Source organism: Pseudomonas putida, from assembly GCF_028682455.1.
Classification (GTDB): Bacteria; Pseudomonadota; Gammaproteobacteria; order Pseudomonadales; family Pseudomonadaceae; genus Aquipseudomonas; species Aquipseudomonas putida_AA.
On the sequence record NZ_JANHLD010000001.1, the window covers coordinates 243016 to 260989 of the forward strand.

The 17974-nt window shown below is 62.1% G+C and carries 14 protein-coding genes and 4 tRNA genes; 16 read left to right on the top strand and 2 right to left on the bottom strand.

Annotation, left to right across the window (positions count from 1 at the left end):
* Positions 1-94: 94 nt before the first annotated feature.
* The 9 genes from NPS58_RS01195 to NPS58_RS01235 all read left to right on the top strand — a co-directional run bounded on the left by NPS58_RS01195 (position 95) and on the right by NPS58_RS01235 (position 4207).
* A tRNA-Ala gene (locus NPS58_RS01195) sits at positions 95-170 on the top strand.
* A gap of 79 nt (positions 171-249) precedes the next feature.
* Positions 250-325 (top strand) — tRNA-Glu (locus NPS58_RS01200).
* A gap of 53 nt (positions 326-378) precedes the next feature.
* Positions 379-454, top strand: a tRNA-Ala gene (locus NPS58_RS01205).
* 44 nt (positions 455-498) lie between these two features.
* A tRNA-Glu gene (locus tag NPS58_RS01210) sits at positions 499-574 on the top strand.
* Between the two features lie 178 nt (positions 575-752).
* The gene (locus tag NPS58_RS01215) at positions 753-1292 is read left to right on the top strand and encodes a TetR/AcrR family transcriptional regulator (protein WP_274112901.1); all 540 of its coding nucleotides are present in this window, start codon (positions 753-755) and stop codon (positions 1290-1292) included.
* Between the two features lie 26 nt (positions 1293-1318).
* Positions 1319-2152 carry an alpha/beta fold hydrolase gene (locus NPS58_RS01220; RefSeq protein WP_274112903.1) on the top strand — a complete coding sequence of 278 codons (834 nt, stop codon included), beginning with the start codon at positions 1319-1321 and terminating at the stop codon, positions 2150-2152.
* 44 nt (positions 2153-2196) lie between these two features.
* Positions 2197-2637, top strand: a complete 441-nt coding sequence (locus tag NPS58_RS01225; protein WP_274112905.1) for an acyl-CoA thioesterase — start codon at positions 2197-2199, stop codon at positions 2635-2637.
* Between the two features lie 49 nt (positions 2638-2686).
* A complete protein-coding gene (locus NPS58_RS01230; RefSeq protein ID WP_274112906.1) occupies positions 2687-3646 on the top strand; it encodes a tRNA dihydrouridine synthase in 960 nt (319 codons plus the stop codon).
* A gap of 114 nt (positions 3647-3760) precedes the next feature.
* The gene (locus NPS58_RS01235) at positions 3761-4207 is read left to right on the top strand and encodes an Hsp20 family protein (protein ID WP_274112908.1); all 447 of its coding nucleotides are present in this window, start codon (positions 3761-3763) and stop codon (positions 4205-4207) included.
* Between the two features lie 115 nt (positions 4208-4322).
* Here the strand turns inward: NPS58_RS01235 and NPS58_RS01240 are convergent, their stop codons facing one another.
* On the bottom strand, positions 4323-7616 hold the full coding sequence (locus NPS58_RS01240; protein WP_274112910.1) for a sensor domain-containing protein: 3294 nt from the start codon (positions 7614-7616) through the stop codon (positions 4323-4325).
* 63 nt (positions 7617-7679) lie between these two features.
* A complete protein-coding gene (locus NPS58_RS01245; protein ID WP_274112912.1) occupies positions 7680-8558 on the bottom strand; it encodes a LysR family transcriptional regulator in 879 nt (292 codons plus the stop codon).
* 132 nt (positions 8559-8690) lie between these two features.
* Here NPS58_RS01245 and leuC point away from each other — a divergent pair, with 132 nt between their 5' ends.
* The 7 genes from leuC to NPS58_RS01280 all read left to right on the top strand — a co-directional run bounded on the left by leuC (position 8691) and on the right by NPS58_RS01280 (position 17920).
* Positions 8691-10124, top strand: coding sequence for a 3-isopropylmalate dehydratase large subunit (leuC, locus tag NPS58_RS01250; RefSeq protein ID WP_274112914.1), 1434 nt, complete (start codon positions 8691-8693; stop codon positions 10122-10124).
* A complete protein-coding gene (gene leuD / locus NPS58_RS01255) occupies positions 10121-10765 on the top strand; it encodes a 3-isopropylmalate dehydratase small subunit (protein ID WP_274112916.1) in 645 nt (214 codons plus the stop codon). The genes leuC and leuD overlap by 4 nt, the downstream gene beginning before the upstream one ends.
* 70 nt (positions 10766-10835) lie before the next feature.
* Positions 10836-11600 (top strand): class I SAM-dependent methyltransferase, encoded by a 765-nt coding sequence (locus tag NPS58_RS01260; RefSeq protein ID WP_274112918.1) that lies wholly within the window; start codon positions 10836-10838, stop codon positions 11598-11600.
* Between the two features lie 55 nt (positions 11601-11655).
* The gene (gene leuB / locus NPS58_RS01265; RefSeq protein WP_274112920.1) at positions 11656-12738 is read left to right on the top strand and encodes a 3-isopropylmalate dehydrogenase; all 1083 of its coding nucleotides are present in this window, start codon (positions 11656-11658) and stop codon (positions 12736-12738) included.
* A 68-nt stretch (positions 12739-12806) separates the two neighbouring features.
* The gene (asd, locus tag NPS58_RS01270) at positions 12807-13919 is read left to right on the top strand and encodes an aspartate-semialdehyde dehydrogenase (RefSeq protein WP_010223256.1); all 1113 of its coding nucleotides are present in this window, start codon (positions 12807-12809) and stop codon (positions 13917-13919) included.
* A gap of 210 nt (positions 13920-14129) precedes the next feature.
* Positions 14130-15140: an aspartate-semialdehyde dehydrogenase gene (locus NPS58_RS01275; protein WP_274112923.1), complete on the top strand. Its 1011-nt coding sequence runs from the start codon at positions 14130-14132 to the stop codon at positions 15138-15140.
* 71 nt (positions 15141-15211) lie between these two features.
* Positions 15212-17920 carry a FimV/HubP family polar landmark protein gene (locus tag NPS58_RS01280; protein WP_274112925.1) on the top strand — a complete coding sequence of 903 codons (2709 nt, stop codon included), beginning with the start codon at positions 15212-15214 and terminating at the stop codon, positions 17918-17920.
* The last annotated feature ends 54 nt before the right edge of the window (positions 17921-17974 follow it).

Consider the following 17974-nt stretch of genomic DNA (forward strand, 5'->3'; position numbering starts at 1 on the left):
GCAATCCGATCTTAATATGCGCCCCGTCCACAGCGATGAACGAAAACGAAACGCGAAGCACCCAGCCAAGCGATTCGGTTCAAAGCGACATAGTGGGGCTATAGCTCAGCTGGGAGAGCGCCTGCATGGCATGCAGGAGGTCAGCGGTTCGATCCCGCTTAGCTCCACCAAATTCCGATTCGTAGTCAGCTACACTGACTGCGAAATCAACCGGGTTACAGCAGCCGGGTTGTTAAGGTAAGAAGGTTCGTCCCCTTCGTCTAGTGGCCTAGGACACCGCCCTTTCACGGCGGTAACAGGGGTTCGAGTCCCCTAGGGGACGCCAGTTTCACACAAGCGATATCGAAAGAGATCGCTGGGCCGCGAGGCTAGAAACCTGGGGCTATAGCTCAGCTGGGAGAGCGCCTGCATGGCATGCAGGAGGTCAGCGGTTCGATCCCGCTTAGCTCCACCAATTTTGCCAGGATTCGTGAAAACGGATCTGTACGAAGGTTACAAGTCCCCTTCGTCTAGTGGCCTAGGACACCGCCCTTTCACGGCGGTAACAGGGGTTCGAGTCCCCTAGGGGACGCCATTTTACCCACTTTGTGGGATTTCAAGGCTCATTCGATTATTGAATGAGCCTTTTGTTTTTGTCTCGAGAAAAGTTTCCCTTCCTCCCCTGCATCCCCGCACGACAAACGGCAGGGGATAGTGCTTGCATAAAAATATTATGAGAATAATATTCTATCCATAATATTTGGAGGCAAGTCATGAACGACAAGAAGGCGAAAACCCGCGAACGGATCCTCGAGGCTGCCTGCAGTGCATTGATCCAGCATGGTCCTGCCGATCCCAGCGTCAATGAAGTCATGGGCGCGGCCGGGCTGACCGTGGGTGGCTTCTATGCACACTTCGACAGCAAGGATGCCCTGATGCTCGAAGCGTTCAGCCAGTTGCTCAATGAGCGCCGGGCACTGCTTGCCGAGGTCGATCCGAACATGAGCGGCGAAGAGCGTCGCGCCCTGGTAGCAGCCTTCTATCTGTCGCGCAAGCATCGTGACGCCACCGAACGTGCCTGCCCGCTGCCCAACTCCCTGGGCGAGATATCCCGCCTGCCAGAGGCGTTTCGCAAGGTGCTGGCAGAACATCTCGAATTGATGATGGCCAATCTTGCCGACAGCCCGGAAGAGGCCGACAAGGTGTTGGCCGACCTGGCCCTGATGGTTGGTGGCTTGGCCCTGGCGCGGGCCCTGGGCACTGACCAGTTGTCTGATCGTATCCTGCGTGCCGCCAAGTCGGCGGTTGTCTGAACCCACGAGACCACCGGAGCGAAGCGATGAACACCTTGACCTGGATTCGTAGCGTCAACGGCACCCTCGGACGGCTGGCGCCGGAGCATGTAGCAAGCAAGATGCGTCGCGCCTTCATGACCCCGCGCAACCTGCCCCCACGCGAGTGGGAGCTGCCGTTGCTGGCGCGTGCGGAGCGCATCACTTTGCGCTTCGGATTGTCGGCGCTGCGCTGGGGCAAGGGGCCTACGGTGTTGCTGATGCACGGTTGGGAAGGGCGGCCCACCCAGTTCGCGCACCTGATCGATACCCTGGTGAAATCGGGCTACACCGCCGTGTCGCTGGAGGGGCCGGCGCATGGTCATTCTCCGGGCCACCAGGCAAATGTCGTGCTGTTTGCCCGGGCGCTGCTGGAGGCGGCTGCCGAACTGCCTCCGCTCAAAGCCGTAATCGGCCATTCCATGGGTGGTGCCAGTGTCATGCTCGCCTTGCAGTGGGGGTTGCGCGCTGAACGGGCGGTGAGCATCTCCGCGCCTGCGCAGTTGATGGGGGTATTGCGTGGCTTTGCCAATCGCCTGGGGATGCCGGCGCGGGCGCGCGCAGCCTTCGTTCGCCAGATCGAGCGGGATGTCGGGATTCAAGTCTCGCGCCTGAACGTGAGCGGCTACCAGCTGGAAATCCCGGCGTTGATCGCGCATGCCGAGGACGACAGCCTGGTGCCGTCCACTGAGGCTCGTGCAATCCACGACGCATGGTTCGACAGCCGCTTGCTGTTGCTGCCCCAGGGTGGGCACCAGCGTGTACTCTCCGATCCGCAATTGATCGAGGGCGTCATGTCGCTGCTGGCGCGCCAACCTGTGCCCGCCCGGCAATCTGCCTGAGCATCCGTTACACTCTGCCCGTTCATCACAGACCTGGAGCGGGCATGAGTTGGGATCTGGCTACACCGTTCACCATCGACCTGCGTGTCGGTGCCGACGATATCGACGGCCTCGGCCACGCCAATAATGCGGTCTATGTCACCTGGCTCGAGCGCTGTGCCTGGCGCCACTCCCAGCGCCTGGGGCTGGACCTGGCCGAGTACCGCCGGCTGGACCGGGCCATGGCCGTCGTCCGCCACGAAATCGACTACCTGGCCGCTGCCTATGAAGACGACGAACTGCAGCTGGCAACCTGGATCGTCGATTGGGACCAGCGCCTGAAAATGACCCGGCGCTTTCAGCTGGTGCGACCCAGTGATGGCACCACCTTGCTGCGTGCGCAGACAACGTTCGTCTGTATCGAGTTATCCACAGGGCGGCCCAAGCGCATGCCTGGCGAATTCATCGACGGCTACGGCCAGGCGCTGATGACCGGGGCACTGTAGGTAGCGGATTTTGCTAGACTGCCGGCCTTTTTCACCCGAGATGCATTCCATGCAAATTGCCCTGGCCCCGATGGAGGGGCTGGTCGACAACATCCTTCGTGACGTACTCACTCAGGTGGGTGGTATCGACTGGTGTGTCACCGAGTTCATTCGCGTCTGCGACCGGCTGTTGCCGGCAGCCACCTTCGACAAGCTGGCGCCAGAGCTGCGCCATGGTGCGCAGACCCTGGCCGGGGTGCCCTTGCGTGTGCAGCTTCTGGGTTCTGACCCTGTGTGCCTGGCAGAGAACGCGGTGCTTGCCTGTGAGCTGGGCGCGCCGGTGATCGACCTGAACTTCGGCTGCCCGGCCAAGACAGTGAACAAGTCCCGTGGTGGCGCGGTGCTGCTCAAGGAGCCCGAGTTGCTTCATGCGATCTTGCGTGAAGTGCGCCGAGCAGTGCCTGCGCATATTCCTGTCACCGCCAAGATGCGCCTGGGCTTCGACAGCCCGGATGGCGCGCTGGACTGTGCCCTGGCCCTGGCCGAAGGCGGTGCCGAGCAACTGGTGGTGCATGCACGGACCAAGGTCGATGGCTACAAGCCGCCAGCGCATTGGGAGTGGGTGGCGCGGGTGCAGGACGTGGTCAAGGTGCCGGTCTATGCCAACGGTGAAGTCTGGACCCTGGACGACTGGCGGCGCTGCCGCGAAGTCAGCGGTGTCGAAGACATCATGCTCGGTCGCGGGCTGGTATCGCGCCCGGACCTCGCCCGGCAGATTGCTGCGGTGCGCGACGGTGTCGAATTCGTGCCGATGGACTGGCAGAGCCTGTTGCCGTTGATCCACGACTTCTGGGGCCAGGCCTGCGCGCAATTGACCCCTCGGCAGGCGCCGGGGCGCTTGAAACAATGGGTGGCAATGCTGACCCGTACCTACCCGGAGGCGGTCGCGTTGTTCACCGAGCTGCGCCGGGAAACCGACTGCGATCGCGTCGGGCAACTGATCGGCATGCCGGTCAGCGAGGCGGCCTGAAAAATTTTTTGCAGGGTCGCTTGAAAAAAAAGCGAGGGTCCTTATCTAGGGAGTACGCGATGCCGAAGTCGGGTCGCGTGACTAACAACCTCGCTGATTTTCAGGAGATGCACCATGACTACTGCTTTTTCTCTGGCTCCACTGTTCCGTCATTCCGTAGGTTTCGACCGTTTCAACGACCTGTTCGAATCTGCGGCGCGTAACGAGGCGGGTAGCAGCTACCCTCCCTACAACGTTGAAAAACATGGCGAAGACCACTATCGAATCGTTGTTGCTGCAGCCGGTTTCCAGGAGCAAGACCTGGATCTGCAAGTGGAAAAAGGCGTCTTGACCGTTACCGGTGGCAAGCGTGACAACAACGGTGAAAGCGTCACCTACCTGCATCAGGGCATTGCCCAGCGGGCCTTCAAGTTGTCCTTCCGCCTGGCCGACCACATCGAGGTCAAGGCCGCCGGCCTGGCCAACGGCTTGCTCAGCATCGACCTGCTGCGCATCGTTCCGGAAGAGGCCAAGGCAAAACGCATCCCGATCAATGGGGATAGCAAGCCTGCGCTGAACTGAGTGCGGTAATGTAAAAAAGGGCACCTTCGGGTGCCCTTTTTCGTTGCTGTAGGAGCGGGCTTGCCCCGCGAATGCCATTTGCCTGCGGGATCGCAATCGCGGGGCAAACCCGCTCCTACAAGGCTGGTGCCTCCAGCAGCATGCGGCGAAACTCGATCAGCGGCAACGGCCGGCTGTGCAAATAGCCCTGGTACAGGAAGCACCCCAGCCGCTCCAGGAACTCCAGCTGTTCCGACAACTCCACACCCTCGGCAATCACTGCCAGATCAAGGCTTCGCGCCATGGCGACGATGGCTCGTACAATCTCCGCGTCGTTCGGGTCCAGTGGCGCATCGCGTACAAACGACTGGTCGATCTTCAGCGCATCCACCGGCAGACGCTTGAGGTAGGTCAGCGATGAATACCCGGTGCCAAAATCATCCATGGCAAAGCTCACGCCATAGCGCTTGAGCTCGCGCATTTTGCTGATGGTGTCTTCCAGGTTCTGGATGACGATCCCTTCGGTGATTTCCAGCTTGAGCATCTTGTACGGCAGGCGGAAGTCATCGAGGCTGCGCAACACACGCTCGACAAAATCGTTCTGGCGAAACTGCCGTGGACTGATGTTCACGCACAGGCTGAAGTCGTCCGGGTCGATCAAGTGGTCTCGCAGCATACCGGCGCAGGCATCGCACGCTTCTTCCAGTATCCAGCTGCCCACTTCGAGAATCAGGCCGCTTTCTTCCAGTACCTGGATGAACTGTGCCGGAGGCTGCTGGCCCAACTGCGGGTGGTGCCAGCGCAACAGCACTTCGGCGCCGACGATGCGGTTGTCGCGGGCATCGACCTGTGGCTGGAAGTGCAGGGCAAGTTCGCCGCGGGCCAGGGCCAGGCGCAGGTCGCTTTCCATGCGCAGGCGCTCGCTGGCGGCCTTTTGCATGGTGGTATGGAACAGTTGGGTGGTGTTGCGGCCGGAGTCCTTGGCCCGGTACAGGGCGATGTCGGCGCGCTTGAGCAGGTCGGCCGGCGTCGAGCCGTGGTCGGGAATCAGCGCCACACCGATGCTGGGGGTTACCTGCAAGCGCTGGCCGTCCAGCGACATCGGTTCGGCCAGCAGCTCGCGTAGGGTGTCGGCCAGCTCGCGGACCTTTTCCGTCACCTCGTCACGGCTGCCTTCCAGGCCGCTGAGCAGCACCACGAATTCATCGCCACCCAGGCGCGCAACGGTGTCTTCCAGGCGCACGCTGGCTTCCAGGCGCGCGGTGATGATCTTGAGTACCGTGTCGCCCACCGGGTGGCCCAGCGAGTCGTTGATATGCTTGAAGTGATCCAGGTCCAGGAACAGCAGGGCGCCGCGCAGATTATGGCGCTTGAGCAAGGCGATCTGCTGGCTGAGGCGGTCCATCAGCAGGGCACGGTTCGGCAGGTTGGTGAGCGGGTCGTGATAGGCCAGGTGGCGAATCTGGGCCTGGGCATTTTTCAGCTGGCTGACATCGCGGGCGGTGAGCAGCAGGCATTCGGTTTCGTTGAGGGTGAGCGGCTCGATCGACACCTCGACCGTCAGGATCTCGCCACGCTTGTTGCGTCCGAGCATTTCGCGGTGGTGTACCCGGCCCCTGTCCTGCAATTCATTGATCAGGGCGGTGCGTTGCTTGTCATCGGCCCAGATTCCGATTTCATACACGGTGCGGCCGACCACTTCGGCCGAGCTGTAGCCGGTCAGACGACAGAATCCGTCGTTGACCTCCAGGTAGCGACCGCTTTCGAGCTCGGTGATGGTAATGGCGTCGGGACTTGAGTGGAATGCCTTGGCGAATTTCTCTTCGCTGGCCTTGAGCGCGGCCTCGGCCCGTTGCTGCTGGGTGATGTCGCGCAGGGTGGTAACGCTGCAGGGGTGGTCGTCGACCGTGATCAGGCGACTGGAGATCACGCAGGTCAGCGGCTGGCCTTCCTGGTGATTGACCACCACCGCGACATTGTTCAAGGCCTGGTCGCGAATCACCTGCTCGATGCGCCGGGCACGTTCGGCGGATTCGGCCCACAAGCCGATTTCCTCGGCGGTATGACCGATGACCTGGTCGGCGGTCCAGCCGAAAATCTGGGTGAAGGCAGGATTGATCTCGATGAAGCGGCCGCTGTCCTGGCGGGTGACGCAGATCGGGTCGGGACTGGCCTGGAACAGGCTGGCGAACTTTTCTTCCGAGCTGGTCAGGCGTTGCTCGCGTTCGACCTGGTCGGTGATGTCCAGCAGGGTGCCGGCCATGCGCAGCGGTTTGCCGTGTTCGTCGCGATACAGCCGGGCGCGGCTTTCGATGTAGCGCGAAGTGCCGTTTTCCAGCTGTATATGGTAGGTGATCTGGTAGTTGCCGGCCGGGCCTTCACGCAGGCTGCGGTAGGCTTGGCGCATGGTGCTGCGCTCCAGCTCCGGCACGCCCTCGAAGAAGGCATCGAAGGACTCGTGGAAGGGCACCGGTTCAAGGCCATGCAGCTCGGCGGCGCGAGCCGATCCATAGAGCATGCCGCTGGGGATATGCCAGTCCCAGGTGCCCAGCTGGGCTGAATCCAGGGCCAGGTCCAGGCGTTCCTGGCTGTCCTTGAGGGCTTGCTCGGCGCGCTTGCGTTCGCTGGTGTCGACGAAGGTGCTGAGCAGGCAGACCGTGCCTTCGAGTTCGATGTTCTGGGTGCTGAGGATGCCGTCGTGGATCTTGCCGCTGCTGGCGCGGAACTGTACCTCCATCGTCACCGGGCCACTGTTGCCCCGGGTGGCCTCCAGCACGGCATTGCGTTGTTGCGGGTTGGCCCACAGGCCCAGCTCGATGGTGGTCTTGTTGATGACCTGGTGGCCGGGCCAGCCGAGGATCTGTTCGAAGTGCTGGTTGACCTCGTGGATCAGGCCGTCGGAGCGGCGGGTGAGGAGCACCACGTTGGGACTCAGGTGAAACAGCGTGGCGAAGCGCTTTTCCGAATTGATCAGCGCGGTTTCCCGATCTCGTTGGCGGGTGATTTCACGGATGACGCCAATCATCTGCGGGCGCCCCAGTTTGTCCTTGCTCAGGCTGCCGTTGATTTCCAGCCAGTGCAGGCTGCCGTCTGGCCAGCGGATGCGATGGCGCAGGGCTTGCTCCACCGGCTCGCCATTGATCACTGCATGAAAGGCCTGCAGGGTGCGGGCGCGGTCTTCGGCAGGCAGCAGCTCGAGGTAATCCAGGTCGTTGGGCAGCGGTTGATCCGGGTCGAAGCCGAACAGCGCCTGGGTGCCGCGTGACCAACTGATCTGACCGGTTTCTATGTCCCAGAACCAGGCGCCCAGATGCGCGCCATTGAGCGCCGCCAGCAATTGCGGGGCGTTCTCCCAGGTCTGCTCCGACGCCTGGGGATCCACCGCATGGATGCGTGGCAGGCGCGGAAAGCGGTTTGCTGATTTGGGCATCGGTACCAGACCTTTGGCAGGTGACGCGTCCTTGAAGGGCCTACCGGGTTTTACCTCAATGGCTCAGGAGTGCCGTGCGTGGCTGTCGAGCAGGGCCATGAAGGCTTTGGCGGCATTCGATAGCGTTCGCTCGGTATGCAGAATGTAGCCTAGCTGGCGGGATAGCTGTATGCCCGGCAAAGCGATAGGCGCAACCTGCTCATCGAGCATAGTACGTGGTAGCACACTCCACGCCAGGCCGATGGAAACCATCATCTTGATGGTTTCCAGATAGTTGGTGCTCATGGCGATGTTCGGCGTCAGGCCCTGGGCTTCGAACAGCCGCTGGACAATATGGTGTGTAAAAGTGTTGCCACCTGGGAACACCGCCGGATGGTGGGCGACATCGGCAAGGCTCACTGAGCCATTGCGCGCCAGCGGGTGTTCTGGGGCGGCGACGAAATCCAGCAGGTCGTCCCAGACTGGAACCGCCTTGACCAGTGGGTGCGGTTCGGGCGCCAAGGTGATGACGGCAATTTCTGCGCGGCCATGGAGAATCTCGTCGTAGGCGGCCTCCGAATCCAGAAACTGTATATCCAGTGCCACCGCCGGGTACTGGCGGGTGAACGCCCGCAGCACCGGGGGCAACCGGTGCAGGCCGATGTGGTGACTGGTGGCAAGGGTCAGGCGGCCTGCCACTTCACCGGTGAGGTTGGTAAGGGCGCGGCGGGTATCATCCAGTACGTTGATGATCTGGTAGGCACGTGGCAGCAGAGCACGACCGGCTTCAGTGAGGTTGACCTCTCGCCCAAGGCGATCGAACAGGCGCAGGTCCAGTTGTTGCTCGAGCCCGGCGATGCGTTTGCTGATAGCGGGTTGGGTCAGGTGCAGGCGTTCGCCGGCCCCGGAAAAGCTGCCGGTTTCAGCCACGGCGATAAAGGCATTGAGGTTGGCGAGGTCCACGGCTTGTGTATTCCTTTGGGTTATCCAAAGCATAAAAATTATGAATTTGAGTTATTCAATCTACCGTCATAGCATCGTCCGTACAAGCCAAGGGGTTATTGGCATAGAAAGACGCTGATGAGGAACAGTCTGATGGCCGGCAAAACGCTCTACGACAAGCTCTGGGATTCGCATTTGGTCAAGCAGCGCGACGATGGTTCGGCGCTGATCTATATCGATCGTCACATCATTCACGAAGTGACGTCGCCGCAAGCCTTCGAAGGCCTGCGCCTGGCCAATCGCAAGCCCTGGCGCATCGATGCCAACATCGCCACACCCGATCACAACGTGCCGACCACGCCTGAGCGCAAGGGCGGTATCGAGGCCATCGTCGACCAGGTGTCGCGTCTGCAGGTCCAGACCCTCGACGAAAACTGCGACGAGTACGGCATTACCGAATTCAAGATGAACGACGTGCGCCAGGGCATCGTCCACGTCATTGGCCCGGAGCAGGGTGCAACCTTGCCGGGCATGACCGTGGTCTGCGGCGACTCGCACACCTCCACCCACGGCGCCTTCGGGGCGCTGGCCCATGGCATCGGTACTTCCGAGGTCGAGCACGTGCTCGCCACCCAGTGCCTGGTGGCCAAAAAAATGAAGAACATGTTGGTGAGCGTCCAGGGCCAGTTGCCGTTCGGCGTCACTGCCAAGGACATCGTCCTGGCCGTGATTGGCAAGATCGGCACCGCTGGCGGCAATGGCCATGCCATCGAGTTCGCCGGCAGCGCCATTCGCGACTTGTCCGTCGAAGGCCGCATGACCATCTGCAACATGGCCATCGAAGCCGGTGCGCGGGTAGGCCTGGTGGCCACCGACGAGAAGACCGTGGAATACGTCAAGGGTCGTCCATATGCGCCCAAAGGCGAGCAGTGGGCACAAGCAGTCGAAGCCTGGAAAGACCTGGTTTCCGACGCCGACGCCGTGTTCGACACCGTGGTCGAGCTCGATGCTGCGCAGATCAAGCCACAGGTCAGCTGGGGCACCTCGCCTGAAATGGTACTGGCGGTCGACCAGTGCGTGCCGGACCCGGCTGCCGAGGCCGACCTGGTCAAGCGCGGTTCCATCGAGCGGGCCTTGAAGTACATGGGCTTGAGCGCCAACCAGGCGATCACCGACATCCAGCTGGACCGGGTGTTCATCGGCTCGTGCACCAACTCGCGTATCGAAGACTTGCGTGCTGCCGCTGTAATCGCCAAGGGCCGCAAGGTGGCTTCGACCATCAAGCAGGCCATCGTGGTGCCGGGCTCGGGCCTGGTCAAAGCCCAGGCCGAGAAGGAAGGCCTGGACAAGATCTTCCTGGAAGCCGGATTCGAATGGCGTGAGCCTGGTTGCTCCATGTGCCTGGCGATGAACCCGGACCGCCTGGAGAGTGGCGAGCATTGTGCCTCGACCTCCAACCGCAACTTCGAAGGTCGCCAGGGTGCTGGCGGTCGTACCCACCTGGTGAGCCCGGCCATGGCCGCCGCCGCCGCTGTAACCGGTCGTTTTGTCGATGTACGTGAGTTGATCCAAGGGAGCGCAGCATGAAAGCCTTTACCCAGCACACCGGCCTTGTCGCGCCATTGGATCGTGCCAACGTCGACACCGACCAGATCATCCCCAAGCAGTTCTTGAAGTCGATCAAGCGCACCGGCTTTGGCCCCAACCTGTTCGACGAGTGGCGCTACCTGGATGTCGGCCAGCCGTACCAGGACAACAGCAAGCGTCCCAAGAATCCTGAGTTCGTCTTGAACCACGACCGTTACCAGGGTGCCAGCGTGTTGCTGGCCCGTGAGAACTTCGGCTGTGGTTCCAGCCGTGAACACGCCCCGTGGGCCCTCGAGGAATACGGCTTTCGCAGCATCATTGCGCCGAGCTATGCCGATATCTTCTTCAATAACAGCTTCAAGAACGGTCTGTTGCCGATCATCCTCAGCGATGAAGAAGTCGATGAGCTGTTCAAGCAGGTCGAAGCCGACCCGGGTTATCAGTTGACCATCGACCTGCAGGCACAGACCGTGACTCGCCCGGACGGCAAGGTGCTGAACTTCGAGATCGACGCATTTCGCAAGCACTGCCTGCTCAATGGCCTGGACGACATCGGCCTGACCCTGCAGGACAGCGATGCCATTGCCACCTTCGAAGCCAAGCACCGGGCCAGCCAGCCTTGGTTGTTTCGCGATGCTTGATTGATGCAGGCTCCCACAGCGATGCATGTGGGAGCTGGCTTGCCAGCGATAGGGCAGCAAGGAGATCCAGATGACCAGCACCACCCATACAGATGTCGTCCAACGTCAGTTCGGCGAGCAAGCCAGCGCCTACCTGAGCAGTGCCGTGCACGCCCAGGGCAGCGAGTTCGCCCTGTTGCAGGCCGAGCTTGCCGGGCAACACCAGGCGCGTGTGCTGGACCTGGGTTGTGGCGCCGGGCATGTGAGCTTCCACGTTGCACCGCTGGTGCGCGAAGTGGTGGCCTACGATCTGTCGCAGCAGATGCTCGACGTCGTTGCGGCCACGGCTGGCGAGCGTAACCTTGCCAATATCGCCACCGAGCGTGGCGTTGCCGAGCGCTTGCCGTTCGCCGATGCAAGCTTCGACTATGTCTTGAGTCGTTACTCGGCGCACCACTGGAGCGACCTGGGCCTGGCCCTGCGCGAAGTGCGTCGGGTCCTCAAGCCTGGAGGCGTCGCTGCGTTCATCGACGTGATGTCGCCGGGCAGTCCGTTGCTCGACACGTATCTGCAAAGCGTTGAAGTGCTGCGCGACACCAGCCATGTGCGCGACTATTCGGCAGCCCAATGGTTGCAGCAGGTCAGCGAGGCTGGCTTGCACACTCGCAGTCATTCGCGCCAGCGCTTGCGCCTGGAGTACAGCTCCTGGGTCGAGCGCATGCGTACCCCGGAGGTGATGCGTGGCGCCATACGCCATTTGCAGCAGGCGATGGGCGAAGAAGTACGGCAGTATTACCAGATTGAAGCCGACGGCTCGTTCAGCACCGATGTCCTGGTGCTCTGGGCCGAGCGCTAGTTATTTTTCCGGCAGGCCAGTGCGGCGTGTCGCTTGAGTCGAACAAGAGGAACCCATGAGCAAACAGATTCTGATTCTCCCAGGTGATGGCATTGGTCCGGAAATCATGGCCGAGGCGGTCAAGGTGCTGGAGCTGGCCAACGACAAGTTCCAGCTGGGTTTCAGCCTGTCCCACGACGTGATCGGTGGCGCCGCCATCGACAAGCATGGCGTGCCGCTGGCTGACGAGACCCTGGAGCGTGCGCGCCAGGCCGACGCCGTATTGCTGGGTGCCGTGGGCGGTCCGAAGTGGGACAAGATCGAGCGCGATATTCGTCCTGAGCGCGGCCTGCTGAAAATCCGTTCGCAACTGGGCCTGTTCGCCAACCTGCGTCCGGCAATCCTCTACCCGCAGTTGGCCGATGCCTCGTCGCTCAAGCCGGAAATCGTCTCGGGCCTGGATATCCTCATCGTTCGTGAGCTGACCGGCGGCATCTACTTCGGAGCCCCGCGTGGCACTCGCGAGCTGGAAGGCGGTGAGCGTCAGTCCTACGACACCCTGCCTTACAGCGAAAGCGAAATCCGTCGCATTGCCCGCGTCGGCTTCGACATGGCCCGTGTGCGCGGCAAGAAGCTTTGCTCGGTGGACAAGGCCAACGTCCTGGCGTCCAGCCAGCTGTGGCGCGAAATCGTCGAGGAAGTGGCCAAGGACTACCCGGATGTGGAACTGTCCCACATGTACGTCGATAACGCCGCCATGCAGCTGGTGCGTGCGCCCAAGCAGTTCGACGTGATGGTCACCGACAACATGTTCGGTGACATCCTGTCGGATGAAGCTTCCATGCTCACCGGCTCCATTGGCATGCTGCCGTCAGCGTCGCTGGATGCCAGCAACAAGGGCATGTACGAGCCTTGCCATGGCTCGGCGCCGGACATCGCCGGCCAAGGCATCGCCAACCCGCTGGCAACCATTTTGTCGGTGTCGATGATGCTGCGTTACAGCTTCAACCAGCAGGCGGCTGCCGAAGCGATCGAACAGGCTGTCAGCCAGGTGCTGGACCAGGGGCTGCGCACGGGCGACATCTGGTCGGCCGGTTGCAGCAAGGTGGGTACGCAGGAAATGGGCGACGCAGTAGTCGCAGCGCTGCGGAATCTGTAATCTCTCGGGCCCGCTGCTGTTTTTCCTTGTGAAGCAGCGGCCCACTTTTTAGCAAAGGTGTAGTTGCGATGAAACGTGTAGGTCTGATCGGTTGGCGCGGTATGGTCGGTTCCGTGCTCATGCAGCGGATGCTGGAAGAGCAGGATTTTGATCTCATCGAGCCGGTGTTCTTCACCACCTCCAACGTGGGTGGCCAGGGTCCGGCCGTGGGCAAGGATATTGCTCCGCTCAAGGACGCTTACAGCATTGAAGAGCTCAAGACCCTTGATGTGATCCTGACCTGCCAGGGCGGCGACTACACCAATGAGGTTTTCCCCAAGCTGCGCGAAGCCGGCTGGCAGGGCTACTGGATCGATGCCGCCTCCAGCCTGCGTATGCAGGATGACGCGGTCATCGTCCTGGACCCGGTCAACCGCAAGGTGATCGACCAGCAACTCGATGCCGGTACCAAGAACTACATCGGCGGCAACTGCACCGTCAGCCTGATGCTGATGGGCCTGGGTGGCCTGTTCGAAGCCGGCCTGGTCGAGTGGATGAGCGCCATGACCTACCAGGCAGCCTCCGGTGCCGGCGCGCAGAACATGCGTGAACTGATCCGCCAGATGGGTGCTACCCACGCGGCAGTGGCCGATGACCTGGCCAACCCGGCGAGCGCCATTCTCGACATCGACCGCAAGGTTGCCGAGGCCATGCGCAGCGAAGCCTACCCGACCGAGAACTTCGGTGTTCCCCTGGCCGGCAGCCTGATCCCGTGGATCGACAAGGAACTCCCGAACGGCCAGAGTCGTGAAGAGTGGAAGGCCCAGGCCGAGACCAACAAGATCCTCGGTCGCTTCAAGAGCCCGATCCCGGTCGACGGTATCTGCGTGCGTATCGGTGCCATGCGCTGCCACAGCCAGGCGCTGACCATCAAGCTGAACAAGGACGTGCCGATCGCCGATATCGAAGGCATGATCAGCCAGCACAACCCTTGGGTGAAACTGGTGCCGAACCAGCGTGAAATCAGCATGCAGGAGCTGAGCCCGACCAACGTCACCGGTACCCTGAACATTCCGGTGGGTCGCCTGCGCAAGCTGAACATGGGCTCGCAGTACCTGGGCGCCTTCACCGTTGGCGACCAACTGCTGTGGGGCGCAGCCGAACCGCTGCGCCGCATGCTGCGGATCCTGCTGGAGCGTTGATCGCTGCAGTGAGCTGAACCCGAAGCCCGTGCTGCCAACAGCACGGGCTTTTTCGTTGTAGGGGCGGGCTTGCCCCGCGATCTCGGTTTGTCGGTCATATCGTATCGCAGGGCAAGCCCGCTCCTACAGCAAGCCTGCTCCAACAAAGGTATTCCACAGCTACAAATCCAAGTAAAGTGCCGCTCCCGCCGTTCCAGCAGAGGATTTTCCATGAGCCAGCCTATTGATATCGCCGTGATCGGTGCCACCGGTACCGTCGGTGAAACCCTTGTGCAGATTCTCGAAGAGCAGGACGTCGCCGTCGGGACCCTGCACTTGCTGGCCAGTAACGAATCGGCAGGCAGTGGCGTGATGTTTCGCAGTAAAAGCCTGCGGGTGCGTGAGGTCGACAGTTTCGACTTCAGCAAGGTGAAGCTTGCGTTCTTTGCCGCAGGCCCGGCTGTAACCCGAAGCTTTGCCCCGCGGGCGCAGGCTGCAGGCTGCACCGTCATCGACCTGTCCGGCGGCTTGCCCGCCGATCAGGCCCCGGCGATTGTTCCTGAAGCCAATGCTGCCCGTCTTGAAAGCCTGCTCCAGCCAGCTCAGGTGAGCAGTCCGAGCGCCGCAGCGGTGGCATTGGCCGTGGCCCTGGCCCCGCTCAAGGGGTTGCTGGACATCGAGCGGGTCCAGGTCACTGCCTGCCTGGCGGTTTCGGCTCAGGGCCGCGAGGCGGTCACCGAGCTGGCTCGCCAGACTGCCGAACTGCTCAATGCCCGGCCGCTGGAGCCACGTTTCTTCGACCGCCAGATGGCATTCAACGTACTGGCCCAGGTGGGTGCCAACGATGAACAGGGGCATGGTGCGCTGGAGCGTCGCCTGGTCGAGGAGCTTCGTGAGGTCCTCGATTTGCCGGCACTGAAGATTTCCGTGACCTGCATTCAAGTCCCGGTGTTTTTCGGCGATAGCTACAGTGTGACCGTGCAGAGCCGTGAACCGGTTGACCTGGTTGCGGTCAATGCTGCGTTGGAAACGGCCGACAGTATCGAGCTGGTGGAGGCGGGCGACTACCCGACGCCGGTGGGTGACGCAGTCGGCCAGGACGTGGTCTATGTTGGACGAGTACGGGGTGGGATCGACGAAGTTGAACAGCTCAATCTCTGGCTGACCACGGACAACGTGCGCAAAGGTGCGGCCTTGAACGCCGTGCAACTGGCACAGTTGTTGATAAAACACATTGTGTAAAAGATACTTGCCGATAATTTTTACCCGATATTTCTCGGTTGCCGGGGACGGTTCTTTCAAAGGAAGAGGTCATGCTTCGAATTCGCAAACTGGTCTTAGCAATAGCCGCGGCGTCGGCGCTGTCGTCCGGTATGGCGCATGCCCTCGGCTTGGGTGAGCTGACACTCAGGTCGGCGCAGAACCAGCCCCTGGATGCCGAGATCGAACTGCTCGATGTGCGCGATCTCACGGCGGCCGAAATGGCGCCAAGCCTGGCACCGCCCGAAGAGTTCGCCAAGGCGGGGATCGAGCGCCAGGCCTACCTCAACGACCTGACTTTCACGCCGGTGATCAATCCCAACGGCAAGAGCGTGCTGCGCGTGACTTCGAGCCAGCCGCTGCCGGCGCCGATGGTCAAGTTCATTGTCCAGGTGATGTGGCCGAGCGGGCGTCTGCTGCGAGACTACAGTGTGCTGGTCAACGCCGCTGCATTGCCGGGGGCCAAGCCGGATTCGGCTATCACACCCGCCACCAGCGCAGCTGCCAACTACACCACGGTACGCCGCGACACGCTGTGGGAAATCGCCTCCAAGGCTCGTCAGGGCGGCTCGGTGCAGCAGACCATGCTGGCCATCCAGGCCTTGAACCCCGACGCCTTCATCAATGGCAACATCAACCTGCTCAAGACCGGTCAGGTCTTGCGCATGCCCGACCAGCAGCAGATCGCCAGCATTCCCCAGGGCGAGGCTGTAGCAGAGGTCGCCGAACAGTATGCCGCCTGGCGCGAAGGGCGCCGCCTGGGCCCGCGCGCCCGGCAGTTGGATGCCACCCGTCGCGAAGGTGCCGAGGCTGCCCCGGCGCGGATCGCCAACCAGGACAACCTGCGCCTGGTCGCGCCAGGCGACAAGGCTGCGGGCGGTAACGGCAAGGCGGTCAGCGACAAGCTCGCAGTCGCCAAGGAAAACCTCGACACCACCCGTCGCGACAATGCGGAGCTGAAAAGCCGCATGCAAGACCTGCAAAGCCAGCTTGACAAGCTCGAGCGCTTGATCGCCCTCAAGAACGACCAGTTGGCAAGGCTCGAAGCTCAGGGCACTTCCGCTGAAACACCGGCCGTGCCTGCCGATTTGCAACCTGCGCCTGAGGACGCGGTGATCACGCCGCCCCCCGCGGCGGTCGATACTGCACCGCTCGACGCTCCGGCGCCGGTTCCGGTTCCGGAACCTGCCGCTGAACAACCGGCACCTGGCGGTTCCGGCAAAATGCTCGATGACTTGCTCGGCAATCCATTGCTGCTGGCATTGATCGCCGGTTCAGCCTTCCTGGTACTGCTTCTGCTGCTGTTGTTGCTGGCACGCAAGCGCAAGGCCGATCAGGAAGCCGAAAAGCACTTGCGCATGGCGCGCGCCCTGGCTGAAGAGAGTGAGCGCGGTCCGGACCTGGACCTGGCGCCGAGCAGTTTCGAAGGGCTGGAAATGCCAGAGCCGAAAGTCACGCTGGCGCCTGCCGTGGTCGCGGCCTCGGCCGCCGCAGCCACTGCCGCCGAAGCACCGGCCAGTGAGGTGAAGCCGGTCGAGCCCGTCCAGCCCCAGGCCATGGCGGCGCCCCTGGTTGCCCCAGCCGCCGATGCAGTACCAGCACCCACCGGTGATGCGCTGCTCGATGAAGTACAAGCGTGCATTGCCCAGGGTCGCCTCAACCACGCGGTCGACCTGCTTGAGCCGGCCGTCGCCGCTGAGCCGCAACGCAGTGACCTGCGCCTGAAGCTGATGGAAGTCCATGCACGCCAAGGTGATCGCGATGCCTTTGTGGGGCATGAGCGCCAACTGATCGCCACCGGTCAGAACCATGCGGATGTCGAGGCCCTCAAGGGACGTTTCCCGGCCATGGTCGCTCTGGCGGCTGGCGGGATCGGGGCTGCAGCCCTGGCTGCCGAACTGGATGCTCAATACGTCCAGGCCCTGCTCAACGATGAGCCGCAGGCAGACGACGCGCCTCAGCCACAACCGGAGCCGGCACCTGAAGCTGTTTCGGCGCTGGAGCCAGAACCAGAGCCCGTGCTGGAGCCCGTGCTGGAGCCAGAGCCGATCATCGAGGATGACCTGGACAGCGCCTTCGACCTGAGCCTGGACGACGACCTGCAAGGCCTCGAGCTGGAAGAGCCGCCATTGCTCGATGAGGCGGCAGCTGCAGAGGCTGAAGCCGTAGCCGTAGCAGAACCTGAGCTAGAGGCCCCGGTCGTTGCGCAGGACATCCAGGCACCGGCCGAGCCATTGGTTGAAGCGGTCCCGGAGCTGGCCGATCTTGCAGATTTCGATCTCGATGTCGCGGGCGACCAGCCTGGCGTGCTGCCCGAAGGCGAGCAGGTAGATATCGCTGCAGAGCTTGCCGCGTTCGACGAGTCGATGCCGGAGTTCGACCCGTTGAGCGAGCTCGACCTGCCGGAAGATTTCGACCTGTCGCTCTCGCTGGACGATGAGTCCGATGCGGCCAAGCACTTTGCCACCGAGCTCGACGACGTCAATGCCGAACTCGACAAGCTGTCCCAGAGCCTGGAGCAGCCCTCGATCGAGCCGCATTTCACGGCTGAAGATGCAGTGGTCAGCGACGACCTGAGCGATGACCTGGAGTTCGATTACCTGGGCGGCGCCGATGAGGCCGCTACCAAGCTCGACCTGGCCAGGGCCTATATCGACATGGGTGACCATGACGGTGCCCGCGACATCCTCGACGAAGTGCGCAAGGAGGGAAGTGATGCCCAGCGCCAGGAAGCCGAAGAGATGCTCTCGCGTCTGGTCTGAGTCCTGCCCTTGAACGTCCGACGGCAGCCCGAGTGGCTGCCGTTGTCGTTATAA

Excerpts from the sequence above, each read along its gene's own strand:
- NPS58_RS01225 (WP_274112905.1), top strand. The coding sequence starts at position 2,197 with ATGAGTTGGGATCTGGCTACACCGTTCACCATCGACCTGCGTGTCGGT.
- leuC (WP_274112914.1), top strand. The coding sequence starts at position 8,691 with ATGGCCGGCAAAACGCTCTACGACAAGCTCTGGGATTCGCATTTGGTC.
- NPS58_RS01235 (WP_274112908.1), top strand. The coding sequence starts at position 3,761 with ATGACTACTGCTTTTTCTCTGGCTCCACTGTTCCGTCATTCCGTAGGT.
- NPS58_RS01215 (WP_274112901.1), top strand. The coding sequence starts at position 753 with ATGAACGACAAGAAGGCGAAAACCCGCGAACGGATCCTCGAGGCTGCC.
- NPS58_RS01275 (WP_274112923.1), top strand. The coding sequence starts at position 14,130 with ATGAGCCAGCCTATTGATATCGCCGTGATCGGTGCCACCGGTACCGTC.
- NPS58_RS01240 (WP_274112910.1), bottom strand. The coding sequence starts at position 7,616 with ATGCCCAAATCAGCAAACCGCTTTCCGCGCCTGCCACGCATCCATGCG.
- NPS58_RS01280 (WP_274112925.1), top strand. The coding sequence starts at position 15,212 with ATGCTTCGAATTCGCAAACTGGTCTTAGCAATAGCCGCGGCGTCGGCG.
- NPS58_RS01230 (WP_274112906.1), top strand. The coding sequence starts at position 2,687 with ATGCAAATTGCCCTGGCCCCGATGGAGGGGCTGGTCGACAACATCCTT.
- NPS58_RS01220 (WP_274112903.1), top strand. The coding sequence starts at position 1,319 with ATGAACACCTTGACCTGGATTCGTAGCGTCAACGGCACCCTCGGACGG.
- leuD (WP_274112916.1), top strand. The coding sequence starts at position 10,121 with ATGAAAGCCTTTACCCAGCACACCGGCCTTGTCGCGCCATTGGATCGT.
- asd (WP_010223256.1), top strand. The coding sequence starts at position 12,807 with ATGAAACGTGTAGGTCTGATCGGTTGGCGCGGTATGGTCGGTTCCGTG.
- leuB (WP_274112920.1), top strand. The coding sequence starts at position 11,656 with ATGAGCAAACAGATTCTGATTCTCCCAGGTGATGGCATTGGTCCGGAA.
- NPS58_RS01260 (WP_274112918.1), top strand. The coding sequence starts at position 10,836 with ATGACCAGCACCACCCATACAGATGTCGTCCAACGTCAGTTCGGCGAG.